The sequence below is a fragment of the Pseudomonas hamedanensis genome, from assembly GCF_014268595.2.
Lineage (GTDB): Bacteria > Pseudomonadota > Gammaproteobacteria > Pseudomonadales > Pseudomonadaceae > Aquipseudomonas > Aquipseudomonas hamedanensis.
In genome coordinates this window covers 4,499,509-4,517,555 of the sequence record NZ_CP077091.1, presented here as the reverse complement: position 1 = coordinate 4,517,555, position 18,047 = coordinate 4,499,509, and the positions used below count along the sequence as shown (strand labels likewise).

Here is an 18,047-nt window from a genome sequence, read left to right as displayed (position 1 = left end):
TCGGCTGCGAAGCAGTCGCAAAAATATCGCATGCGCTGACGGTGTCAGGCATTGCAGTTTTTGGGGCCGCTGCGCGACCCAACGGGGATAAATCTCCTCGCCACATGGCCCGCGTCCACATGGGTTCAGTTGTTCCTGCTATATCGCAACACCCATGAACACCGGGGACTTGGCCAGTGCGAACAGGCTGAACACCCGCCAGTTCTGTTCGCGACGGAAATAGCCTTTGACGAACTCGGCCTTCGAACCCTGGCGCTTGCTGATCGACAGCGGCTCGAAACTGCCCTGCTCGAAATGCTGCAAACCGATGACTTCATCGACCATCAGCCCGGCAAACACATCCCCATGTTCCACCACCAATACCCGCCGTTGTTTACGCAGTGGCGACAGCTCGTGGCCGAAGAACCCGCACAGGTCCATGATCGGCAGCAGCCGCCCGCGCAGATTCGCCACACCCTTGACCCACGGTTTGACCCCGGGCAATTGGGTGAAGCGCGGCTCGTGCAGCACTTCGCTGACTTCGCCCATCGGCGCCACATACCAATGCTCGCCAAGGCGAAAGCCGATGCCGCTCCAGCGATCCTGGCGTGCCGCTTGCGACGGCAGGTCCGCCGCCAGCAAGCGGCAGCGCTGGTCGATCTGCCAGAGCAGTTCGAACGCGGTCAGCGATTCGTTCATGATCGCGCGATCAGCCTTTGAGCACGTTTTTCAGGGTCTTGATCAGGGTGTCTTCGTCGACCGGTTTGGTCAGATAATCCTTGGCGCCCTGGCGGGTGCCCCAGACCTTGTCGGTCTCCTGATCCTTGGTGGTGATGATGATCACCGGGATGTGCGCAGTGTCGGCATCCTTGGTCAACTGACGGGTCGCCTGAAAACCGTTGAGGCCGGGCATGACGATGTCCATCAGCACCGCGTCGGGTTTTTCCTGACGGGCCAGGGCCACGCCATCGGCGCCGTTCTCGGCCTTGAGTACTTCATGGCCGTGCTTTTCGAGCATGCCGGTCAGTTTGTACATTTCAGTCGGCGAATCATCGACGATCAGGATACGTGCCATGGTCTTCCCCATTTTTCTGGTCGACTGCCGGCCCGCTGGCCGAGCGTCACTGTGCGTGTCTTACTGCGGCAAAACAGCGGCGAAGCCCGGAACATGGGCCTGGATCGCATTGAGCAGTTCTTCTTTGCTGAACGGCTTGGTCAAAAATTGATCAGAACCGACAATCCGCCCCTTGGCCTTGTCGAACAGCCCGTCCCTGGAGGACAGCATGATCACCGGCGTGGCCTTGAAGGCGCTGTTGTTCTTGATCAGGGCGCAGGTCTGATAGCCATCCAGACGCGGCATCATGATGTCGACAAAGATGATCCCCGGATGGTGGTCGGCGATCTTCGCCAGCGCATCGAAACCGTCGATGGCGGTGATCACTTCGCAACCGACATTCTTCAACAATGTTTCGGCGGTGCGGCGAATCGTTTTCGAGTCGTCGATCACCATGACCTTCAAGGCGCTGGACTGCTGTTCCATAAGAGGGTTCTACCGTCGCCTTTGCGAATCAAATTGTCCGTTTTGCTGTGAGTTTTGGCCCCAAACCCTTGATAGCCAAGGGGCGGCGCGCTCTGCCAGCCTTTTTAGCACAGTCTCCAGATGCAATCTATCGACGGGTTTTTCCTTGACCCGAAACACGCCCGGCGCCACTCTGGCGGCACTTTTTCAATACCGATCCGGTAGCCAAATTTCGAGGAAAACCCAATGAGCGTTCGCGTCGGGATTGTCATGGACCCTATCGCCAGCATCTCCTATAAAAAGGATAGCTCGCTGGCCATGCTGCTGGCCGCGCAGAAGCGTGGCTGGGAATTGTTCTATATGGAGCAGCGCGACCTGTATCAGGGCGAAGGCCAGGCACGGGCGCGGATGAAGCCGCTGAAAGTGTTCGCCAATCCGGAAAAATGGTTCGAACTGGACGCCGAGCAGGACCAGCTGCTGAGCGACCTGGACGTGATCCTGATGCGCAAGGATCCGCCGTTCGACATGGAATTCGTCTACTCCACTTATCTGCTGGAGCAGGCCGAAGCCGCCGGCGTGCTGGTGGTCAACAAGCCGCAGAGCCTGCGCGACTGCAATGAAAAGCTGTTCGCCACGCTGTTCCCGCAGTGCACGCCGCCGACCGTGGTCAGCCGCCGCGCCGACGTGTTGCGCGAATTTGCGGCGAAACACGGTGACGTGATCCTCAAGCCGCTCGACGGCATGGGCGGCACTTCGATTTTCCGCCATCGTGCCGGCGACCCGAACCTGTCAGTGATCCTGGAAACCCTGACCGCACTCGGCGGCCAGCAAATCATGGGCCAGGCCTACCTGCCGGCGATCAAGGACGGCGACAAACGCATCCTGATGATCGACGGCGAGCCGGTGGATTACTGCCTGGCGCGCATTCCCGCCCAGGGCGAAACCCGTGGCAACCTCGCTGCCGGCGGCCGTGGCGAAGCGCGTCCGTTGAGCGACAAGGATCGCTGGATCGCCGCCCAGGTCGGCCCGACCCTACGCGAGAAAGGCCTGCTGTTCGTCGGCCTCGACGTGATTGGCGAACACCTGACCGAAATCAACGTCACCAGCCCGACCTGCATCCGCGAAATCGACAATGCGTTTGGCACTGATATCGGCGGCATGCTGATGGATGCCATCGATAAAAAGCTGCAAGCGGCCGGCAAAAAGCCACAAGCTTGATGCACGTCACATGCAGTCTGTCGCTTGAAGCGTGAAGCCCAAGGCGCGAAACCAACATTGCGTTATCATGCGCAGCCTCTGAAAAACGCGATGTTGGTTTTTTTGTCATGACCCTCCCGTCCGATCTGCCCGCTGAACTCGCCCATCGTGGCGTGCGCCCGGCCGATCGCCTCGGTTTTACCCTGTTTCTCGCGGCGCTGATTCATTTGGCGCTGCTGCTGGGTGTCGGCTTCACCATGGTCGAGCCGCAGCAGATCAGCAAAACCCTGGAAATCACCCTGGCCACTTTCAAGGCCGAGAAGAAGCCTGAGAAGGCTGACTTCCTCGCCCAGGAAAATCAGGAAGGCAGCGGCACGCTGGACAAGAAAGCGATTCCCAAGACCACCGAGGTCGCGCCGTTCCAGGACAACCAGGTCAAAAAAGTCACCCCGCCGCCGGCCGCCAAGCCAGAAGTGCAGGAAGCTGCGCCCAAGGCAGCGGTGACCACCGTCGCGCCGAAACCGAAAAAAGCGCCGACCAAAAAAGAAGAAAGCAAAACCGAAGTCAAACCGACAGTCGACGCGCCGACGTTCGACAGCTCACAGCTGTCCAGCGACATCGCCAGCCTGGAAGCGGAACTGGCCAAGGAACAACAGCTGTACGCCAAACGCCCGCGCATCCACCGTCTGAGCGCCGCCTCGACCATGCGCGACAAAGGCGCCTGGTACAAGGACGACTGGCGCAAGAAGGTCGAGCGCATCGGCAACCTCAATTATCCCGAAGAAGCACGGCGCAAACAGATCTACGGCAATTTGCGTCTGATGGTCTCGATCAACCGCGACGGTTCGCTGTATGAAGTGCTGGTGCTCGAATCCTCCGGCCAGCCGCTGCTCGATCAGGCCGCGCAGCGCATCGTTCGCCTGGCCGCGCCGTTTGCACCGTTTACCGGGGATCTGTCGGATATCGACCGCCTGGAAATCATCCGCACCTGGAAATTTGCCCGGGGCGACAAGCTCTCCAGCAACTGACACACCGCAAATCCCTTGTAGGAGTGAGCCTGCTCGCGATAGCGGTGTGCCAGAACCTGAATATTTGACTGACACTCCGCTATCGCGAGCAGGCTCACTCCTACAGTTGATCGGTGTGTTGCTTACATCTCCAGCTTGTCAGTTCGCCCCTCGAACGCCACACTAGCGCACATGAAAAACGTCAGCCCCAGCTACCTCAAGCATCACTTCCTGATCGCCATGCCGCACATGGCCGACCCGAATTTTGCCCACACCTTGACCTACATCGTCGAGCACACGGCCAATGGCGCGATGGGGTTGGTGGTGAACAGGCCGCAAGAGTTGAGTCTGGCCGACATCCTCGAACAACTGCGCCCGGACATCGAGCCGCCGGCCCTGTGCGAGCATGTGCCGATCTTCATCGGCGGGCCGGTGCAGACCGATCGCGGCTTTGTCCTGCATCCCGCCGGCCAGATCTTCCAGGCCACCGCGCAGCTGGAAGGCGACCTGGCCCTGTCCACGTCGCAGGACGTGCTGTTCGCCATCGCTGATGGCGTCGGCCCGTCGAAAAGCCTGATCACCCTCGGCTACGCTGGCTGGGAAGCCGGGCAACTGGAAGCCGAACTGGCCGACAACGCCTGGCTGACCTGCCCGTATAACGCCGACATCCTCTTCAATACCAGCAGCGAGTTGCGCCTGGAAGCGGCGGCGCGGCATTTGGGGGTCGACCTCAATCTGCTCACCAGCCAGGCAGGTCACGCCTGATGGCCCTGCGCCTGATTCTCGGCTTCGACTATGGCACCAAACAGATCGGCGTCGCGGTCGGCCAGGTCATTACCGGCCAGGCCCGCGAGCTGTGCACCTTGAAAGCGCAGAACGGCGTGCCGAACTGGGATCAGGTCGAAGCGCTGATAAAAGAATGGAAGCCCGACGCCGTGGTGGTCGGCCTGCCGCTGAACATGGACGGCACGCCCAGCGACATGTGTGTACGCGCCGAGAAGTTCGCCCGACGCCTCAACGGCCGCTACAACCTGCCTTTCTATACTCACGACGAACGCCTGACCACCTTTGAAGCCAAAGGCGAGCGGCTGGTGCGTGGCGGGCAGAAAGGCAGTTACCGCGACAACCCGGTGGACGCCATCGCCGCCGCTCTGCTGTTGCAGGGCTGGCTCGATGAAAACACTGCATTGTTTGAATCCTGACAAGCGCTTCGGCGCTTTTCTTTTGGTTATAAACCGAGCCTTGTCCGGCAGGACGCGGCCCGGATTCACGAAGGAGCAACCATGAGCCTGCCCAATCCCGCCGATCTGATCAGCCAGATGGCGACCCGCCTCAAGGCGCACCTTGCCCAGCGTGACATCAGCGAACCGCGTTACATCGGCATCCGCACTGGCGGCATCTGGGTCGCGCAGGCGCTGCTCAAAGAGCTGGCCAGCGATGCGCCACTGGGCACCCTGGACGTGTCCTTCTACCGCGACGACTTCAGCCAGAACGGCCTGCACCCGCAAGTGCGCCCATCCGCCCTGCCCTTCGAGATCGAAGGCCAGCATCTGGTGCTGATCGACGACGTGCTGATGAGCGGTCGGACCATCCGCGCCGCCATGAATGAACTGTTCGACTACGGCCGCCCCGCCAGCGTCACCCTGGTCTGCCTGCTGGACTTGGACGCCGGTGAGCTACCGATCCGCCCGAACGTGGTCGGCGCCACCCTGACACTGGCCGCCAACCAGCGGGTCAAGCTGTCCGGCCCCGAGCCGCTGACGCTTGAACTGCAAGACGTCACCCTTTAATCCGCCCTATTGAGAGTCCCCCTCGCGATGACGCCTCTAGATACCAAGCGCCCGCTGCAGCTCAATGATCAGGGCCAGCTGCGCCACTTCCTCTCGCTCGATGGCCTGCGCCGCGAGTTGCTGACGGAAATCCTCGACACTGCCGACTCGTTCCTCGAAGTCGGTGCCCGGGCGGTGAAAAAAGTCCCGTTGTTGCGCGGCAAGACCGTGTGCAACGTGTTCTTCGAAAACTCCACGCGCACCCGCACCACGTTTGAACTGGCAGCCCAACGGCTGTCGGCGGACGTGATCACCCTGAACGTGTCGACATCGTCGGCAAGCAAGGGCGAAACGTTGCTCGATACCTTGCGCAACCTTGAAGCCATGGCCGCCGACATGTTCGTTGTGCGCCACGGCGATTCCGGCGCTGCGCACTTCATCGCCGAGCATGTCTGCCCGCAAGTGGCGATCATCAACGGCGGCGATGGCCGTCATGCGCACCCGACGCAAGGCATGCTCGACATGCTCACCATCCGTCGGCACAAGGGCGGATTCGAAAATCTCTCGGTGGCCATCGTTGGCGACATCCTGCATTCGCGGGTGGCGCGCTCGAACATGCTTGCGCTGAAAACCCTCGGTTGCCCGGACATCCGCGTAATCGCGCCGAAAACCCTGCTGCCGATCGGCATCGAGCAATACGGCGTCAAGGTCTACACCGACATGGCCGAGGGCCTGAAAGATGTCGACGTGGTGATCATGCTGCGCCTGCAACGGGAGCGCATGACCGGCGGCCTGCTGCCGAGCGAGGGCGAGTTCTATCGCCTGTTCGGCCTGACCACCGCGCGTCTGGCCGGGGCCAAACCGGATTGCATCGTCATGCACCCGGGGCCGATCAACCGCGGCGTGGAAATCGAGTCGGCAGTGGCCGACGGCCCGCACTCGGTGATCCTCAATCAGGTCACTTACGGCATCGCGATTCGTATGGCCGTGCTGTCCATGGCCATGAGCGGGCAGACTGCGCAACGTCAATTCGAGCAGGAGAACGCCCAGTGAAGCTCAGCATCCTCGGCGCACGCGTCATCGATCCAAGCAGCGGCCTGGATCAAATCACCGACATCCACGTTGAAGCCTGCAAGATCGTCGCCCTTGGCGCCGCGCCGGCCGATTTCAACGCTGTCGAAACGATTGATGCCCACGGTTTGGTTGCCGCGCCTGGCCTGGTCGACCTCAACGTCGCCCTGCGCGAGCCGGGCTACAGCCGCAAAGGCTCGATCGTCAGCGAAACCCGCGCCGCCGCTGCCGGTGGCGTGACCAGCCTGTGCTGCCCGCCGAAGACCAAACCGGTGCTCGACACCTCGGCCGTGGCCGAACTGATCCTCGACCGTGCCCGCGAAGCCGGCAACACCAAGGTGTTCCCGATTGGCGCACTCAGCAAAGGCCTGGACGGTGAGCAACTGGCCGAACTGGTGGCTTTGCGCGACGCCGGTTGCGTGGCGTTCGGCAACGGTCTGGAGAGTTTCCGCAACAGCCGCACCCTGTGCCGGGCGCTGGAATACGCGGCGACTTTCGATTTGACGGTGATTTTCAACTCGCAGGATCACGACCTGGCCGAGGGCGGTCTGGCCCATGAAGGCGCCGTCGCCAGTTTCCTCGGCCTGCCGGGCATCCCGGAAACCGCCGAAACCGTGGCGCTTGCTCGCGATCTGCTGCTGGTCGAGCAAACCGGCGTGCGTGCGCACTTCAGCCAGCTGACCAGCGCTCGCGGCGTGGCGTTGATCGCCCAGGCGCAGGCCCGTGGCCTGAAAGTCACCGCCGATGTCGCGCTGTATCAGTTGATCCTGACTGACGAAGCGCTGATCGACTTCAACAGCCTCTATCACGTGCAACCGCCGCTGCGTACCCGCGCTGACCGCGATGGCCTGCGCGAGGCGGTCAAGTCCGGCGTGGTTTCGGCGATCTCCAGCCATCATCAGCCCCACGAGCGCGACGCCAAACTGGCACCGTTCGGCGCGACCGAGCCGGGCATCAGCAGTGTTGAACTGCTGCTGCCACTGGCGATGACGCTGGTGGAGGATGGTTTGCTCGATCTGCCGACGCTGCTGGCGCGTCTTAGCGCAGGCCCGGCGCAAGCGCTGCGCTTGCCGGCGGGCAAACTGGCAGTAGGCGGTGCGGCGGATATCGTGTTGTTCGATCCGAAGGCATCGACGGTGGCAGGTGAGCAGTGGCTGTCGAAGGGCGAGAACTGCCCGTTCATCGGTCACAGTCTGCCGGGGGTGGTGCGCTATACGCTGGTGGATGGGCGGATCACCCACCAGGCATAACCTGCTGCTGAGGAACTTGTGGCGAGGGGATTTATCCCCGTTCGGCTGCGAAGCAGTCGCGAAGCCATCGCGCGCGGTGGATCATATCCACCGCGTTCTCAGATTCAGGACCGCTTCGCGGCCCAACGGGGATAAATCCCCTCGCCACAACTTATTGGAAGGCGCCGCGCTTCTGCGCGTTACGCACCGACACCTGATCGTTCAGCGTCCAGAAGTCATACAGCACGCCCAGAAAGAACAACCCTCCCGTCAGCAGATACAGCAAACCGCTGATCCATTTGCCCTGATACATCCGGTGCACGCCGAACACACCGAGGAAGGTCAGCAGGATCCACGCGACGTTGTACTCGATTGGCCCGGCGGTAAAGCGCAGGTCTGCTTCGCGATCCATCGCCGGGATCAGAAACACGTCGATCAGCCAGCCAATCCCCAGCAAACCGAAGGTGAAAAACCAGACCGTCCCGGTCACCGGCTTGCCGTAATAAAAGCGGTGCGCGCCGGTGAAGCCGAAAATCCACAGCAGATAGCCGATGACTTTGCTGTGGGTGTCTTTTTCCTGCACACGGGGTAGCTGATAGCTGTTCATTAAAACCTCATTGCACTCGATAGATAAATATTCTTCATTTCTTTGTGACTTTTTTACAGGTGCCCGACGTATGGCAAATGTTACCGTTGCTAGCGCGAAACCCTTGTAGAACCTGACTTCTGTCGGACAATTGCGTACTTTTTGTGCTTTTTTGGTTCCGTAGCAAGCCGAAGGAATCGATGAACGGCCTCGGAGCGGCAAAAAAAGCTGTTATAAAGTTGCGCGCTACCACTCAAGAGCCACGCCTAATGCGACCATTTTTCAAGACATGGCTAACTATTTGCCTATTAATGCCACTGGCCGCCCACGCCACCAATCGTGAGCAACGTCTTCCCAACGTCAACGGCTTCACCCCTAAATCCCATGCTTCGGCTCCTTCGAGCAAAAGCAGCAAGAGCAAAACCACCACGCTGAGCAGCAAGAGCCACAGCAAGCTGGTGCCACCGATGGCGAGCAAGGAAAGCAGTAACGTGCTGAGCCGTGCGGTGAACGTTCTCGGTACACCTTATCGTTGGGGCGGCAGCAGCCCAAGTAAAGGCTTTGATTGCAGCGGCCTGGTGAAATACGCGTTCAACGACGCCACCTTCGACCTGCCACGCACCTCCAATGCCATGGCCAGCGGTCACGGCGAGAAAGTCGAACGCAAGGATCTGAAGCCGGGCGACCTGATTTTCTTCAACATCAAGAGCCGTCGGGTCAATCACGTTGCCATCTACCTGGGCAACGACCGCTTCATCCACGCCCCGCGCCGCGGCAAAGCGGTAAGCATCGACACGCTGAACAAACCGTACTGGCAGAAGCACTACGTCGTGGCCAAGCGGGTGTTGCCGAAAGAGCAACAGCAGTTGCGCGTAGTTCAGCGCTAACACGCGATTGATCGTTCCCACGCTCCGCGTGGGAATGCATCAATGGACGCTCCGCGTCCGCTTCGGCAGGGACGCAGAGCGTCCCGGGCTGCATTCCCACGCAGAGCGTGGGAACGATCACCGTCCCTCAGAAATTATCCGGGGTACGCGCCTTCTCCCGAGCGTGCTCGCGGCTGATCAAGCCCTTGGTCACCAGATCCTTCAGGCACATGTCCAGTGTCTGCATGCCCAACGACCCGCCGGTCTGAATCGCCGAATACATCTGCGCCACCTTGTCTTCGCGGATCAGATTGCGGATCGCCGACGTGCCGAGCATGATTTCGTGCGCCGCCACCCGCCCGCCGCCGATCTTCTTGATCAGCGTCTGCGACACCACCGCCAGCAATGACTCCGAGAGCATCGAGCGGACCATCGACTTCTCGTCCCCGGGAAACACGTCGACCACGCGGTCGATGGTCTTGGCCGCCGAGGTCGTGTGCAACGTGCCGAACACCAGATGTCCGGTCTCAGCGGCGGTCAGCGCCAGGCGAATGGTTTCCAGATCGCGCATCTCGCCAACCAGAATCACGTCCGGATCTTCACGTAGCGCCGAACGAAGCGCCGTGGCGAAACTGCGGGTATCGCGATGAACTTCGCGCTGATTGATCAGGCATTTGCGCGATTCATGAACAAATTCGATCGGATCTTCAATGGTCAGGATGTGATGATGCCGATGGGTGTTCAGGTAATCGATCATTGCCGCCAACGTAGTCGATTTGCCGGAGCCGGTCGGCCCGGTCACCAGCACCAGCCCGCGCGGCGCATCGGTGATCTTGCGGAAAACATCGCCCATGCCGAGGTCTTCCATGCTCAGCACTTTCGACGGAATGGTGCGGAACACCGCGCCAGCGCCACGGTTCTGGTTGAACGCGTTGACCCGAAACCGCGCGACACCGGGCACATCGAAGGAAAAATCGGTTTCCAGATTTTTCTCGAAGTCGACCCGCTGGGTGTCGTTCATGATGTCGTAGATCAGTTCGTGTACTTGCTTGTGGTCCAGCGCTGGCAGATTGATCCGCCGCACATCACCATCGACACGGATCATCGGCGGCAGGCCGGCCGACAGGTGCAGGTCGGAAGCGCCCTGTTTGGCGCTGAAGGCCAGCAGTTCAGTGATATCCATAGCGTCCCTCAATTCCAGTAGAATGCCGCGAACCTACAGACCGCCGGCGCCTCTTGATGTCCACGATAGCAGACAACATCGCCCTCGTTAGTTCACGCATTCAGGCCGCGACTGCCGCTGCCGGACGACCTGAAAACAGCGTCCAGCTACTCGCCGTGAGCAAGACCAAACCTGCCCAGGCCCTGCGTGAAGCCTACGCCGCCGGCCTGCGCGACTTCGGTGAGAACTACCTGCAGGAGGCCTTGAGCAAACAGCTGGAGCTGGCCGACCTGCCCTTGATCTGGCACTTCATCGGCCCCATTCAATCGAACAAGACTCGCGCGATTGCCGAGCATTTCGACTGGGTGCACTCCGTGGATCGCCTGAAAATTGCCCAACGCCTGTCCGAACAACGCCCGGCCGAGCTGCCGCCGCTGAACATCTGCATCCAGGTGAATGTCAGCGGCGAAGCGAGTAAATCCGGCTGCAACCCGGCCGATCTGCCCGCGCTGGCCGAGGCCATCAGCCAACTGCCGCGTTTGCACTTGCGCGGTTTGATGGCGATTCCCGAGCCGACCGAAGCGCGCGCCGAGCAAGATGCTGCCTTCGCCGCCGTGCAGACATTGCAGGCGAGCCTCAATCTGCCACTCGACACATTGTCCATGGGCATGAGCCACGACCTCGAGTCGGCCATCGCCCAAGGCGCCACCTGGGTGCGGATCGGTACCGCGCTGTTTGGCGCCAGAGATTACTCCCAGTCTTGAACGTTTCCAGATAAGGACCACACATGAGCAACACACGTATTGCGTTTATCGGTGCGGGCAACATGGCGGCCAGTCTGATTGGCGGCTTGCGCGCCAAGGGTCTGGAAGCGGCGCAGATTCGCGCCAGCGATCCGGGCGAAGAAACCCGCGCCAAAGTCAGCGCCGAACACGGCATCGAAACCTTTGCCGAGAATGCCCAGGCCATCGACGGCGTCGATGTCATCGTGCTGGCGGTCAAGCCACAGGCGATGAAAGCCGTGTGCGAGGCGCTCCGCCCGAGCCTGAAGCCGCATCAACTGGTGGTGTCGATTGCCGCCGGCATCACCTGTGCGAGCATGACCGCGTGGCTCGGCGAGCAGCCGATCGTGCGCTGCATGCCCAATACCCCGGCGCTGCTGCGTCAGGGCGTCAGCGGCTTGTACGCCACCGACGAGGTAACCGCCGAGCAGCGTCAGCAAGCCGAAGAGCTGCTGTCCGCCGTTGGCATCGCCCTGTGGCTGGAAGAAGAGCAGCAACTCGACGCAGTCACGGCGGTCTCAGGCTCTGGCCCGGCGTACTTCTTCCTGCTGATCGAAGCCATGACCGCTGCCGGCGTGAAACTCGGCCTGCCCAAGGCAATCGCTGAACAGCTGACCGCGCAAACCGCGCTGGGCGCCGCGCACATGGCGGTGTCCAGCGACGTTGACGCCGCCGAACTGCGCCGCCGCGTGACCTCGCCAAACGGCACGACGGAAGCGGCGATCAAATCATTCCAGGCTGGCGGCTTCGAAGCGCTGGTCGAAACCGCACTCGGCGCCGCCGCGCACCGCTCGGCCGAAATGGCCGAACAACTGGGCAAATAAGGAGCCTTTCATGATCGGATTGAACACCGCAGCGGTTTACGTGCTGCAAACCCTCGGCAGCCTGTATTTGCTGATCGTGCTGCTGCGCTTCGTCCTGCAACTGGTGCGGGCGAACTTCTATAACCCGCTGTGCCAGTTCATCGTCAAAGCCACCCAGCCGCTGCTCAAGCCTCTGCGCCGGATCATCCCGAGCCTGTTCGGCCTCGACATGTCGTCGCTGGTGCTGGCGATCCTGGTGCAACTGCTGCTGATGGCGCTGACCCTGCTGCTGACCTATGGCACCACCGGCAATCCGCTGCAACTGTTGATCTGGTCGCTGATCGGCGTCACCGCGCTGTTCCTGAAGATTTTCTTCTTCGCCCTGATCATCAGCGTGATCCTGTCGTGGGTCGCACCGGGCAGCCACAATCCGGGCGCCGAACTGGTCAACCAGATCTGCGAACCGGCACTGGCGCCGTTCCGCCGCTTCCTGCCGAACCTGGGCGGCCTGGACCTGTCGCCGATCTTCGCTTTCCTCGCGCTGAAATTGATCGACATGCTGGTCATCAACAATCTGGCGGCGATGACGATGATGCCGGAGATTCTGCGTTTGCTGATGTGAGATGGTGCGTTCGGTCTGACTGACCGAGTCGCGCTTTTCGCGAGCAGGCTCACTCCTACATTTGGAATGCGTTCCCCCTGTAGGAGTGAGCCTGCTCGCGATGGGCGCACCTCGATATAGCTGAATAAACGCAGACCCGATCGTTGCTTGCCGCTAACCCCCCCGGTCTTTAGACTTACGCCTCATTTCAACGAGAGCAGGGTCGATGCCAACTGCCTTTCCCCCCGATTCTGTTGGTCTGGTAACGCCGCAAACCGCGCATTTCAGCGAACCGCTGGCGCTGGCCTGTGGTCGTTCGCTGGCCGCCTATGACCTGATCTACGAAACCTACGGCACGCTCAATGCGCAGGCGAGCAACGCCGTGCTGATCTGCCACGCCCTGTCCGGCCATCATCACGCCGCCGGTTATCACAGCGTCGACGACCGCAAGCCCGGTTGGTGGGACAGCTGCATCGGTCCCGGCAAGCCGATCGACACCAACAAGTTCTTCGTGGTCAGCCTGAACAACCTCGGCGGCTGCAACGGCTCCACCGGCCCGAGCAGCGTCAACCCGGAGACCGGCAAGCCGTTCGGCGCCGACTTCCCGGTGCTCACCGTGGAAGACTGGGTGCACAGCCAGGCGCGTCTCGCTGACGTGCTCGGCATTGGCCAGTGGGCGGCGGTGATCGGCGGCAGCCTCGGCGGCATGCAGGCGCTGCAATGGACCATCACCTACCCGGATCGCGTGCGTCACTGCCTGGCCATCGCTTCGGCGCCGAAGCTGTCGGCACAGAACATCGCCTTCAACGAAGTCGCGCGTCAGGCGATCCTCACCGACCCGGAATTCCATGGCGGTTCGTTCCAGGAAGCGGGCGTGATCCCCAAGCGCGGCCTGATGCTGGCGCGCATGGTTGGGCACATCACCTACCTGTCCGACGACTCCATGGGTGAGAAATTCGGCCGGGGCCTGAAGAGCGAAAAGCTCAACTATGACTTCCACAGTGTCGAGTTCCAGGTTGAAAGCTACCTGCGTTATCAAGGCGAGGAGTTCTCCGGTCGTTTCGATGCCAATACGTACTTGTTGATGACCAAGGCGCTGGACTACTTCGATCCGGCGGCGAACTTCGACGATGATCTGGCAAAAACCTTCGAAAACGCCACGGCGAAATTCTGCGTGATGTCGTTCACCACTGACTGGCGCTTCTCCCCAGCCCGTTCGCGGGAATTGGTGGACGCGCTGATGGCCGCGCGCAAAGACGTCAGTTACCTGGAAATCGACGCGCCGCAGGGCCACGACGCCTTCCTGATTCCGATCCCGCGTTATTTGCAGGCGTTCGGCAATTACATGAACCGCATTTCGTTGTGAGAAAGCCATGAGAGCTGATCTGGAAATCATCCAGGAATGGATCCCCGCCGGCAGCCGCGTCCTCGACCTTGGTTGCGGTGACGGCGAACTGCTGACCTGGCTGCGCGACAACAAGAACGTCACCGGTTATGGCCTGGAAAACGACGCCGAGAACATCGCCGAGTGCGTGGCCAAGGGCATCAACGTCATTGAGCAGGATCTGGACAAAGGGCTGGGCAACTTCGCCAGCAACAGTTTCGACATCGTCGTCATGACCCAGGCCCTGCAAGCCGTGCATTACCCGGACAAGATCCTCGACGAAATGCTTCGCGTCGGCCGCCAGTGCATCATCACTTTCCCGAACTTCGGCCACTGGCGCTGCCGCTGGTATCTGGCGAGCAAGGGCCGCATGCCGGTGTCGGAATTTCTGCCTTACACCTGGTACAACACGCCGAACATCCACTTCTGCACGTTCGAGGATTTCGAAGAACTGTGCCGCGAACGTGATGCGAAGGTCATTGATCGGCTTGCCGTGGATCAACAGCACCGCCACGGGTGGGCCAGTAAGCTATGGCCTAATCTGTTAGGTGAAATCGGTATCTACCGCGTCAGCAGCCCGCAACTGGCGGACCACAAGGTCGCGGTCTGAGCCGAGCCATTTCGAGGAGCACGAACATGAGTCGTCTAGCGTTGTTGTTACTCACTGCCTGCCTGAGCGCTGGCGCCATCGCGGCGGACGTCATCAAGGGTGAACGCAAGGAAACCTTTGGCGACATCACGGTGCACTACAACACCTTCAATTCGACGTTCCTGCAACCAGACATCGCCAAGGCTGCCGAGCTGATCCGCAGCAAGAACCAGGGCGTGATCAACGTTTCAGTGATGAAGCACGGCAAACCGCTGATCGCCAGCGTCACCGGCACGGTCAAAGACCTGACCAGCCAAAGCGTGCCGCTGAGTTTTCGCCAGGTCACCGAGCAGGGCGCGATCTACTACATCGCCCAGTACCCGGTGCCGCAGCAGGAAACCCGCACCTTTGAAATCAAGGTGCAGAACGGCGACAAGACCCACACTATCCACTTCAACCAAGAACTCTTTCCCGGCGAATGATGAACATCAAGCAGCTCGTACTGGCCAGCCATAACGCCGGCAAACTCAAAGAACTCCAGGCCATGCTCGGCGAATCGGTGCAACTGCGTTCGATTGGCGAGTGGAGCAAGGTCGAGCCGGAAGAAACCGGCCTGTCGTTCGTCGAGAACGCGATTCTCAAGGCACGCAACGCCGCGCGCATTTCCGGTTTGCCGGCACTGGCCGACGATTCCGGGCTGGCGGTGGATTTCCTCGGCGGCGCGCCGGGTATTTACTCGGCGCGTTATGCCGACGGCAAGGGCGATGCAGCCAACAACGCCAAACTGCTCGAGGCGCTGAAAGACGTGCCGCAAGCCGAGCGTGGCGCGCAATTCGTTTGCGTATTGGCGCTGGTGCGGCATGCCGACGATCCGCTGCCAATCCTCTGCGAAGGTCTGTGGCACGGGCGCATCCTCACCGCTGCCAGCGGCGCACACGGTTTCGGTTATGACCCGTTGTTCTGGGTGCCGGAGCGCGACTGCTCCAGTGCCGAGTTAAGCCCGGCCGACAAGAACCAGATCAGCCACCGCGCCCGTGCAATGGATCTGCTGCGCCAGCGTCTGGGCCTGAAATGACCACTGATTCTTCCGCGTCGTCGCTGATCTTCGGCGGCGCCGCGTCTTCGCCTCGGGCGCCGCTGGCAACCTTGCCGCCCCTGGCGCTGTACATCCACATCCCGTGGTGTGTGCGCAAATGCCCTTATTGCGACTTCAACTCGCACACCGCCAGTCCCGTGCTGCCGGAGCAGGAATACGTCGACGCGTTGCTGGCCGATCTCGATCAGGATCTGCACGCTGTTTACGGCCGTGAAATCAGCTCGATTTTCTTCGGTGGTGGCACGCCGAGTCTGTTCAGTGCCGAGGCGCTCGGACGCTTGCTGAAGGGTGTCGAGCAGCGCATCCCGTTCGCCAGCGATATCGAAATCACCCTTGAGGCTAACCCGGGCACCTTCGAACAAGAGAAGTTCGTGGCGTACCGTCAGTTGGGCATCAATCGCCTGTCGATCGGCATCCAGAGTTTCCAGCAGGAAAAGCTTGAGGCGCTGGGCCGCATCCACAACGGCGACGAAGCGGTGCGCGCTGCCGGCATGGCGCGGCAGGCCGGGTTCGACAACTTCAACCTCGACTTGATGCACGGTTTGCCCGATCAATCGCTGGACGATGCGTTGAGCGACCTGCGTCAGGCCATCGCGCTGAATCCGACGCATATCTCGTGGTACCAGCTGACGCTGGAGCCGAACACGGTGTTCTGGAATCAGCCGCCGGTGCTGCCGGAAGACGACACGCTGTGGGACATTCAGGAGGCCGGGCAGGCGCTGCTGGCCGAGCATGGTTACGCGCAATATGAAGTGTCGGCGTATGCCCAGGCCGGACGGCCGGCGCGGCATAACCTCAATTACTGGAGCTTCGGCGATTTCATCGGCATCGGCGCCGGTGCGCATGGCAAGTTGAGTCATCCGGACGGGCGCATTGTGCGGACCTGGAAGACCCGCCTGCCGAAAGACTATCTGAATCCGGCGAAAAGCTTTCAGGCCGGCGAGAAATCGCTGACCGATGAGGAAATGCCGTTCGAATTCCTGATGAATGCCCTGCGTCTTACCGCCGGGGTGGACTCGCGCCTGTACAGCGAGCGTACCGGTCTGTCTCTGGACACGCTTGCCGAAGGCCGGCGCGAGGCCGAACAAAGCGGTCTGTTGCAGGTCGAACCGTCACGTCTGGCGGCCACCGAACGCGGCCAGCTGTTCCTCAACGATTTGCTGCAACAATTTCTGAACTGAGCCCAACCCCGAACGGCAGCCCAAGGAAAACCCATGGATTTGATACTCGACCTGCTCGCCACTGTCTCCCGCTGGAGCCGCAGCAACCTCTCGGAAATCGCTCTGGCGCTGGTCGGTTGCCTGCTGGTGCTGTTCGGCGCCGATTTCAAAGGCTGGGTCGAGCAACGCCTGGGCAGCATCGCCGGCGCCCTGCGCGTGCCACTGATGGCCCTGCTGTGTGTGATAGGCAGCGGCGCCGCGCTGATCTACGCCACGCCGTGGGTAGTGAAGGGTTTGAGCCAGTTCAACAACTACAGCCTGGCGCCGGTGTTGCTGGTGGTGCTGGTGTTGATTGGCGTGGTTGCTGATCGCCGCTAAAGAGCTGGTTTTTTTGTGATCGTTCCCATGCTCCGCGTGGGAATGCCTCAATGGACGCTCTGCGTCCGCTTTGGGACGCGGAGCGTCCCGGGCTGCATTCCCACGCAGAGCGTGGGAACGATCATTGCGTGATGCTTAAGCGATCTTTTCGAACTTCAGATCCCACACGCCATGGCCGAGACGTTCGCCACGGCGTTCGAACTTGGTGATCGGGCGTTCGGCCGGGCGCGGCACGCACTTGCCGTCTTCGGCGAGGTTGCGGTAGCCCGGGGCGACGTTCATCACTTCCAGCATGTATTCGGCGTACGGTTCCCAGTCGGTGGCCATGTGCAGAATACCGCCGACCTTCAACTTGCTGCGCACCAGTTCGGCAAACGAGGCCTGGACGATTCGGCGCTTGTGGTGGCGGCTCTTGTGCCACGGATCGGGGAAGAACAGCATAAGGCGGTCGAGGCTGTTGTCGGCGATGCAGCGGTTGAGCACTTCGATAGCATCGCAATCGTAGACCCGCAGATTGGTCAGACCTTGGGTCAGTACGCCATTGAGCAGCGCGCCGACACCCGGACGGTGCACTTCAACGCCGATAAAATCCTGCTCCGGCGCCGCCGCGGCCATTTCCAGCAGCGAGTGGCCCATGCCGAAACCGATTTCCAGCGAGCGCGGTGCCGAGCGGCCGAACACCTGGTCGTAATCGACCGGCGCATCGGCCAGCGGCAGCACGTACAGCGGCGCGCCCTGATCCAGGCCGCGTTGCTGGCCTTCGGTCATGCGCCCGGCGCGCATCACGAAACTCTTGATGCGGCGGTGTTGGCGCTCGTCGCCTTCGTCCGGCTGGACAGGCGTGTCGTTCGATTCAGTCATCAATGGCT

23 protein-coding genes are annotated in these 18,047 nt (G+C 61.1%); 17 read left to right on the top strand and 6 right to left on the bottom strand.

Annotated elements, in window-relative coordinates; translation table 11 throughout:
- Positions 1-138: 138 nt before the first annotated feature.
- From HU739_RS19690 to pilG, 3 genes are read right to left on the bottom strand one after another with little or no spacing between them, the layout of a single operon-like run.
- A complete protein-coding gene (locus tag HU739_RS19690; RefSeq protein WP_186552293.1) occupies positions 139-678 on the bottom strand; it encodes a chemotaxis protein CheW in 540 nt (179 codons plus the stop codon).
- A 10-nt stretch (positions 679-688) separates the two neighbouring features.
- Complete coding sequence (pilH, locus tag HU739_RS19685) at positions 689-1,054, bottom strand: twitching motility response regulator PilH (protein WP_186552292.1); 366 nt, start codon at positions 1,052-1,054, stop codon at positions 689-691.
- A 60-nt stretch (positions 1,055-1,114) separates the two neighbouring features.
- Positions 1,115-1,519 (bottom strand): twitching motility response regulator PilG, encoded by a 405-nt coding sequence (gene pilG / locus HU739_RS19680; RefSeq protein WP_016772743.1) that lies wholly within the window; start codon positions 1,517-1,519, stop codon positions 1,115-1,117.
- Positions 1,520-1,744: 225 nt separating this feature from the next.
- Between pilG and gshB the strand changes: the two genes are divergently transcribed.
- The 7 genes from gshB to HU739_RS19645 all read left to right on the top strand — a co-directional run bounded on the left by gshB (position 1,745) and on the right by HU739_RS19645 (position 7,792).
- Positions 1,745-2,716, top strand: coding sequence for a glutathione synthase (gene gshB, locus HU739_RS19675; RefSeq protein ID WP_186552291.1), 972 nt, complete (start codon positions 1,745-1,747; stop codon positions 2,714-2,716).
- 107 nt (positions 2,717-2,823) lie between these two features.
- Positions 2,824-3,723, top strand: a complete 900-nt coding sequence (locus HU739_RS19670) for an energy transducer TonB (protein ID WP_186552290.1) — start codon at positions 2,824-2,826, stop codon at positions 3,721-3,723.
- A gap of 171 nt (positions 3,724-3,894) precedes the next feature.
- Positions 3,895-4,467: a YqgE/AlgH family protein gene (locus tag HU739_RS19665; protein ID WP_186552289.1), complete on the top strand. Its 573-nt coding sequence runs from the start codon at positions 3,895-3,897 to the stop codon at positions 4,465-4,467.
- Positions 4,467-4,904, top strand: coding sequence for a Holliday junction resolvase RuvX (gene ruvX / locus HU739_RS19660; RefSeq protein ID WP_041476809.1), 438 nt, complete (start codon positions 4,467-4,469; stop codon positions 4,902-4,904). Before HU739_RS19665 ends, ruvX begins: the two co-directional genes overlap by 1 nt.
- An 81-nt stretch (positions 4,905-4,985) precedes the next feature.
- A complete protein-coding gene (gene pyrR, locus HU739_RS19655; protein ID WP_186552288.1) occupies positions 4,986-5,492 on the top strand; it encodes a bifunctional pyr operon transcriptional regulator/uracil phosphoribosyltransferase PyrR in 507 nt (168 codons plus the stop codon).
- 27 nt (positions 5,493-5,519) lie between these two features.
- Entirely contained in the window at positions 5,520-6,524 is a 1,005-nt protein-coding gene (locus HU739_RS19650; RefSeq protein WP_016772736.1) for an aspartate carbamoyltransferase catalytic subunit, read from the top strand.
- On the top strand, positions 6,521-7,792 hold the full coding sequence (locus HU739_RS19645) for a dihydroorotase (protein ID WP_186552287.1): 1,272 nt from the start codon (positions 6,521-6,523) through the stop codon (positions 7,790-7,792). Before HU739_RS19650 ends, HU739_RS19645 begins: the two co-directional genes overlap by 4 nt.
- Before the next feature lie 151 nt (positions 7,793-7,943).
- On the opposite strand, the gene HU739_RS19640 is transcribed toward HU739_RS19645, so the two are convergent.
- On the bottom strand, positions 7,944-8,378 hold the full coding sequence (locus HU739_RS19640; protein ID WP_186552286.1) for an NINE protein: 435 nt from the start codon (positions 8,376-8,378) through the stop codon (positions 7,944-7,946).
- 248 nt (positions 8,379-8,626) lie between these two features.
- Between HU739_RS19640 and HU739_RS19635 the strand changes: the two genes are divergently transcribed.
- Positions 8,627-9,244 (top strand): C40 family peptidase, encoded by a 618-nt coding sequence (locus HU739_RS19635; protein WP_186552285.1) that lies wholly within the window; start codon positions 8,627-8,629, stop codon positions 9,242-9,244.
- 127 nt (positions 9,245-9,371) lie between these two features.
- On the opposite strand, the gene HU739_RS19630 is transcribed toward HU739_RS19635, so the two are convergent.
- A complete protein-coding gene (locus HU739_RS19630; RefSeq protein WP_186552284.1) occupies positions 9,372-10,406 on the bottom strand; it encodes a type IV pilus twitching motility protein PilT in 1,035 nt (344 codons plus the stop codon).
- 56 nt (positions 10,407-10,462) lie between these two features.
- Between HU739_RS19630 and HU739_RS19625 the strand changes: the two genes are divergently transcribed.
- The 9 genes from HU739_RS19625 (at position 10,463) to HU739_RS19585 (ending at position 17,178) form a co-directional block, all read left to right on the top strand.
- A complete protein-coding gene (locus HU739_RS19625; RefSeq protein WP_186552283.1) occupies positions 10,463-11,149 on the top strand; it encodes a YggS family pyridoxal phosphate-dependent enzyme in 687 nt (228 codons plus the stop codon).
- A gap of 23 nt (positions 11,150-11,172) precedes the next feature.
- A complete protein-coding gene (proC, locus tag HU739_RS19620; RefSeq protein WP_186552282.1) occupies positions 11,173-11,991 on the top strand; it encodes a pyrroline-5-carboxylate reductase in 819 nt (272 codons plus the stop codon).
- 10 nt (positions 11,992-12,001) lie between these two features.
- Positions 12,002-12,592: a YggT family protein gene (locus HU739_RS19615; protein WP_090287149.1), complete on the top strand. Its 591-nt coding sequence runs from the start codon at positions 12,002-12,004 to the stop codon at positions 12,590-12,592.
- A gap of 205 nt (positions 12,593-12,797) precedes the next feature.
- A complete protein-coding gene (metX, locus tag HU739_RS19610) occupies positions 12,798-13,937 on the top strand; it encodes a homoserine O-succinyltransferase MetX (protein WP_186551063.1) in 1,140 nt (379 codons plus the stop codon).
- A 7-nt stretch (positions 13,938-13,944) separates the two neighbouring features.
- Entirely contained in the window at positions 13,945-14,565 is a 621-nt protein-coding gene (gene metW, locus HU739_RS19605) for a methionine biosynthesis protein MetW (protein WP_034153662.1), read from the top strand.
- A gap of 26 nt (positions 14,566-14,591) precedes the next feature.
- Entirely contained in the window at positions 14,592-15,026 is a 435-nt protein-coding gene (locus HU739_RS19600) for a DUF4426 domain-containing protein (RefSeq protein WP_186551062.1), read from the top strand.
- Positions 15,023-15,619 (top strand): RdgB/HAM1 family non-canonical purine NTP pyrophosphatase, encoded by a 597-nt coding sequence (rdgB, locus tag HU739_RS19595; protein WP_186551061.1) that lies wholly within the window; start codon positions 15,023-15,025, stop codon positions 15,617-15,619. Before HU739_RS19600 ends, rdgB begins: the two co-directional genes overlap by 4 nt.
- Positions 15,616-16,821, top strand: a complete 1,206-nt coding sequence (hemW, locus tag HU739_RS19590; RefSeq protein ID WP_225922748.1) for a radical SAM family heme chaperone HemW — start codon at positions 15,616-15,618, stop codon at positions 16,819-16,821. The genes rdgB and hemW overlap by 4 nt, the downstream gene beginning before the upstream one ends.
- Before the next feature lie 33 nt (positions 16,822-16,854).
- The gene (locus tag HU739_RS19585) at positions 16,855-17,178 is read left to right on the top strand and encodes a DUF3392 domain-containing protein (protein WP_003229134.1); all 324 of its coding nucleotides are present in this window, start codon (positions 16,855-16,857) and stop codon (positions 17,176-17,178) included.
- Positions 17,179-17,313: 135 nt separating this feature from the next.
- Here HU739_RS19585 and trmB read toward each other — a convergent pair whose 3' ends face one another.
- Complete coding sequence (trmB, locus tag HU739_RS19580) at positions 17,314-18,039, bottom strand: tRNA (guanosine(46)-N7)-methyltransferase TrmB (RefSeq protein WP_024014663.1); 726 nt, start codon at positions 18,037-18,039, stop codon at positions 17,314-17,316.
- Between the last annotated feature and the right edge of the window lie 8 nt (positions 18,040-18,047).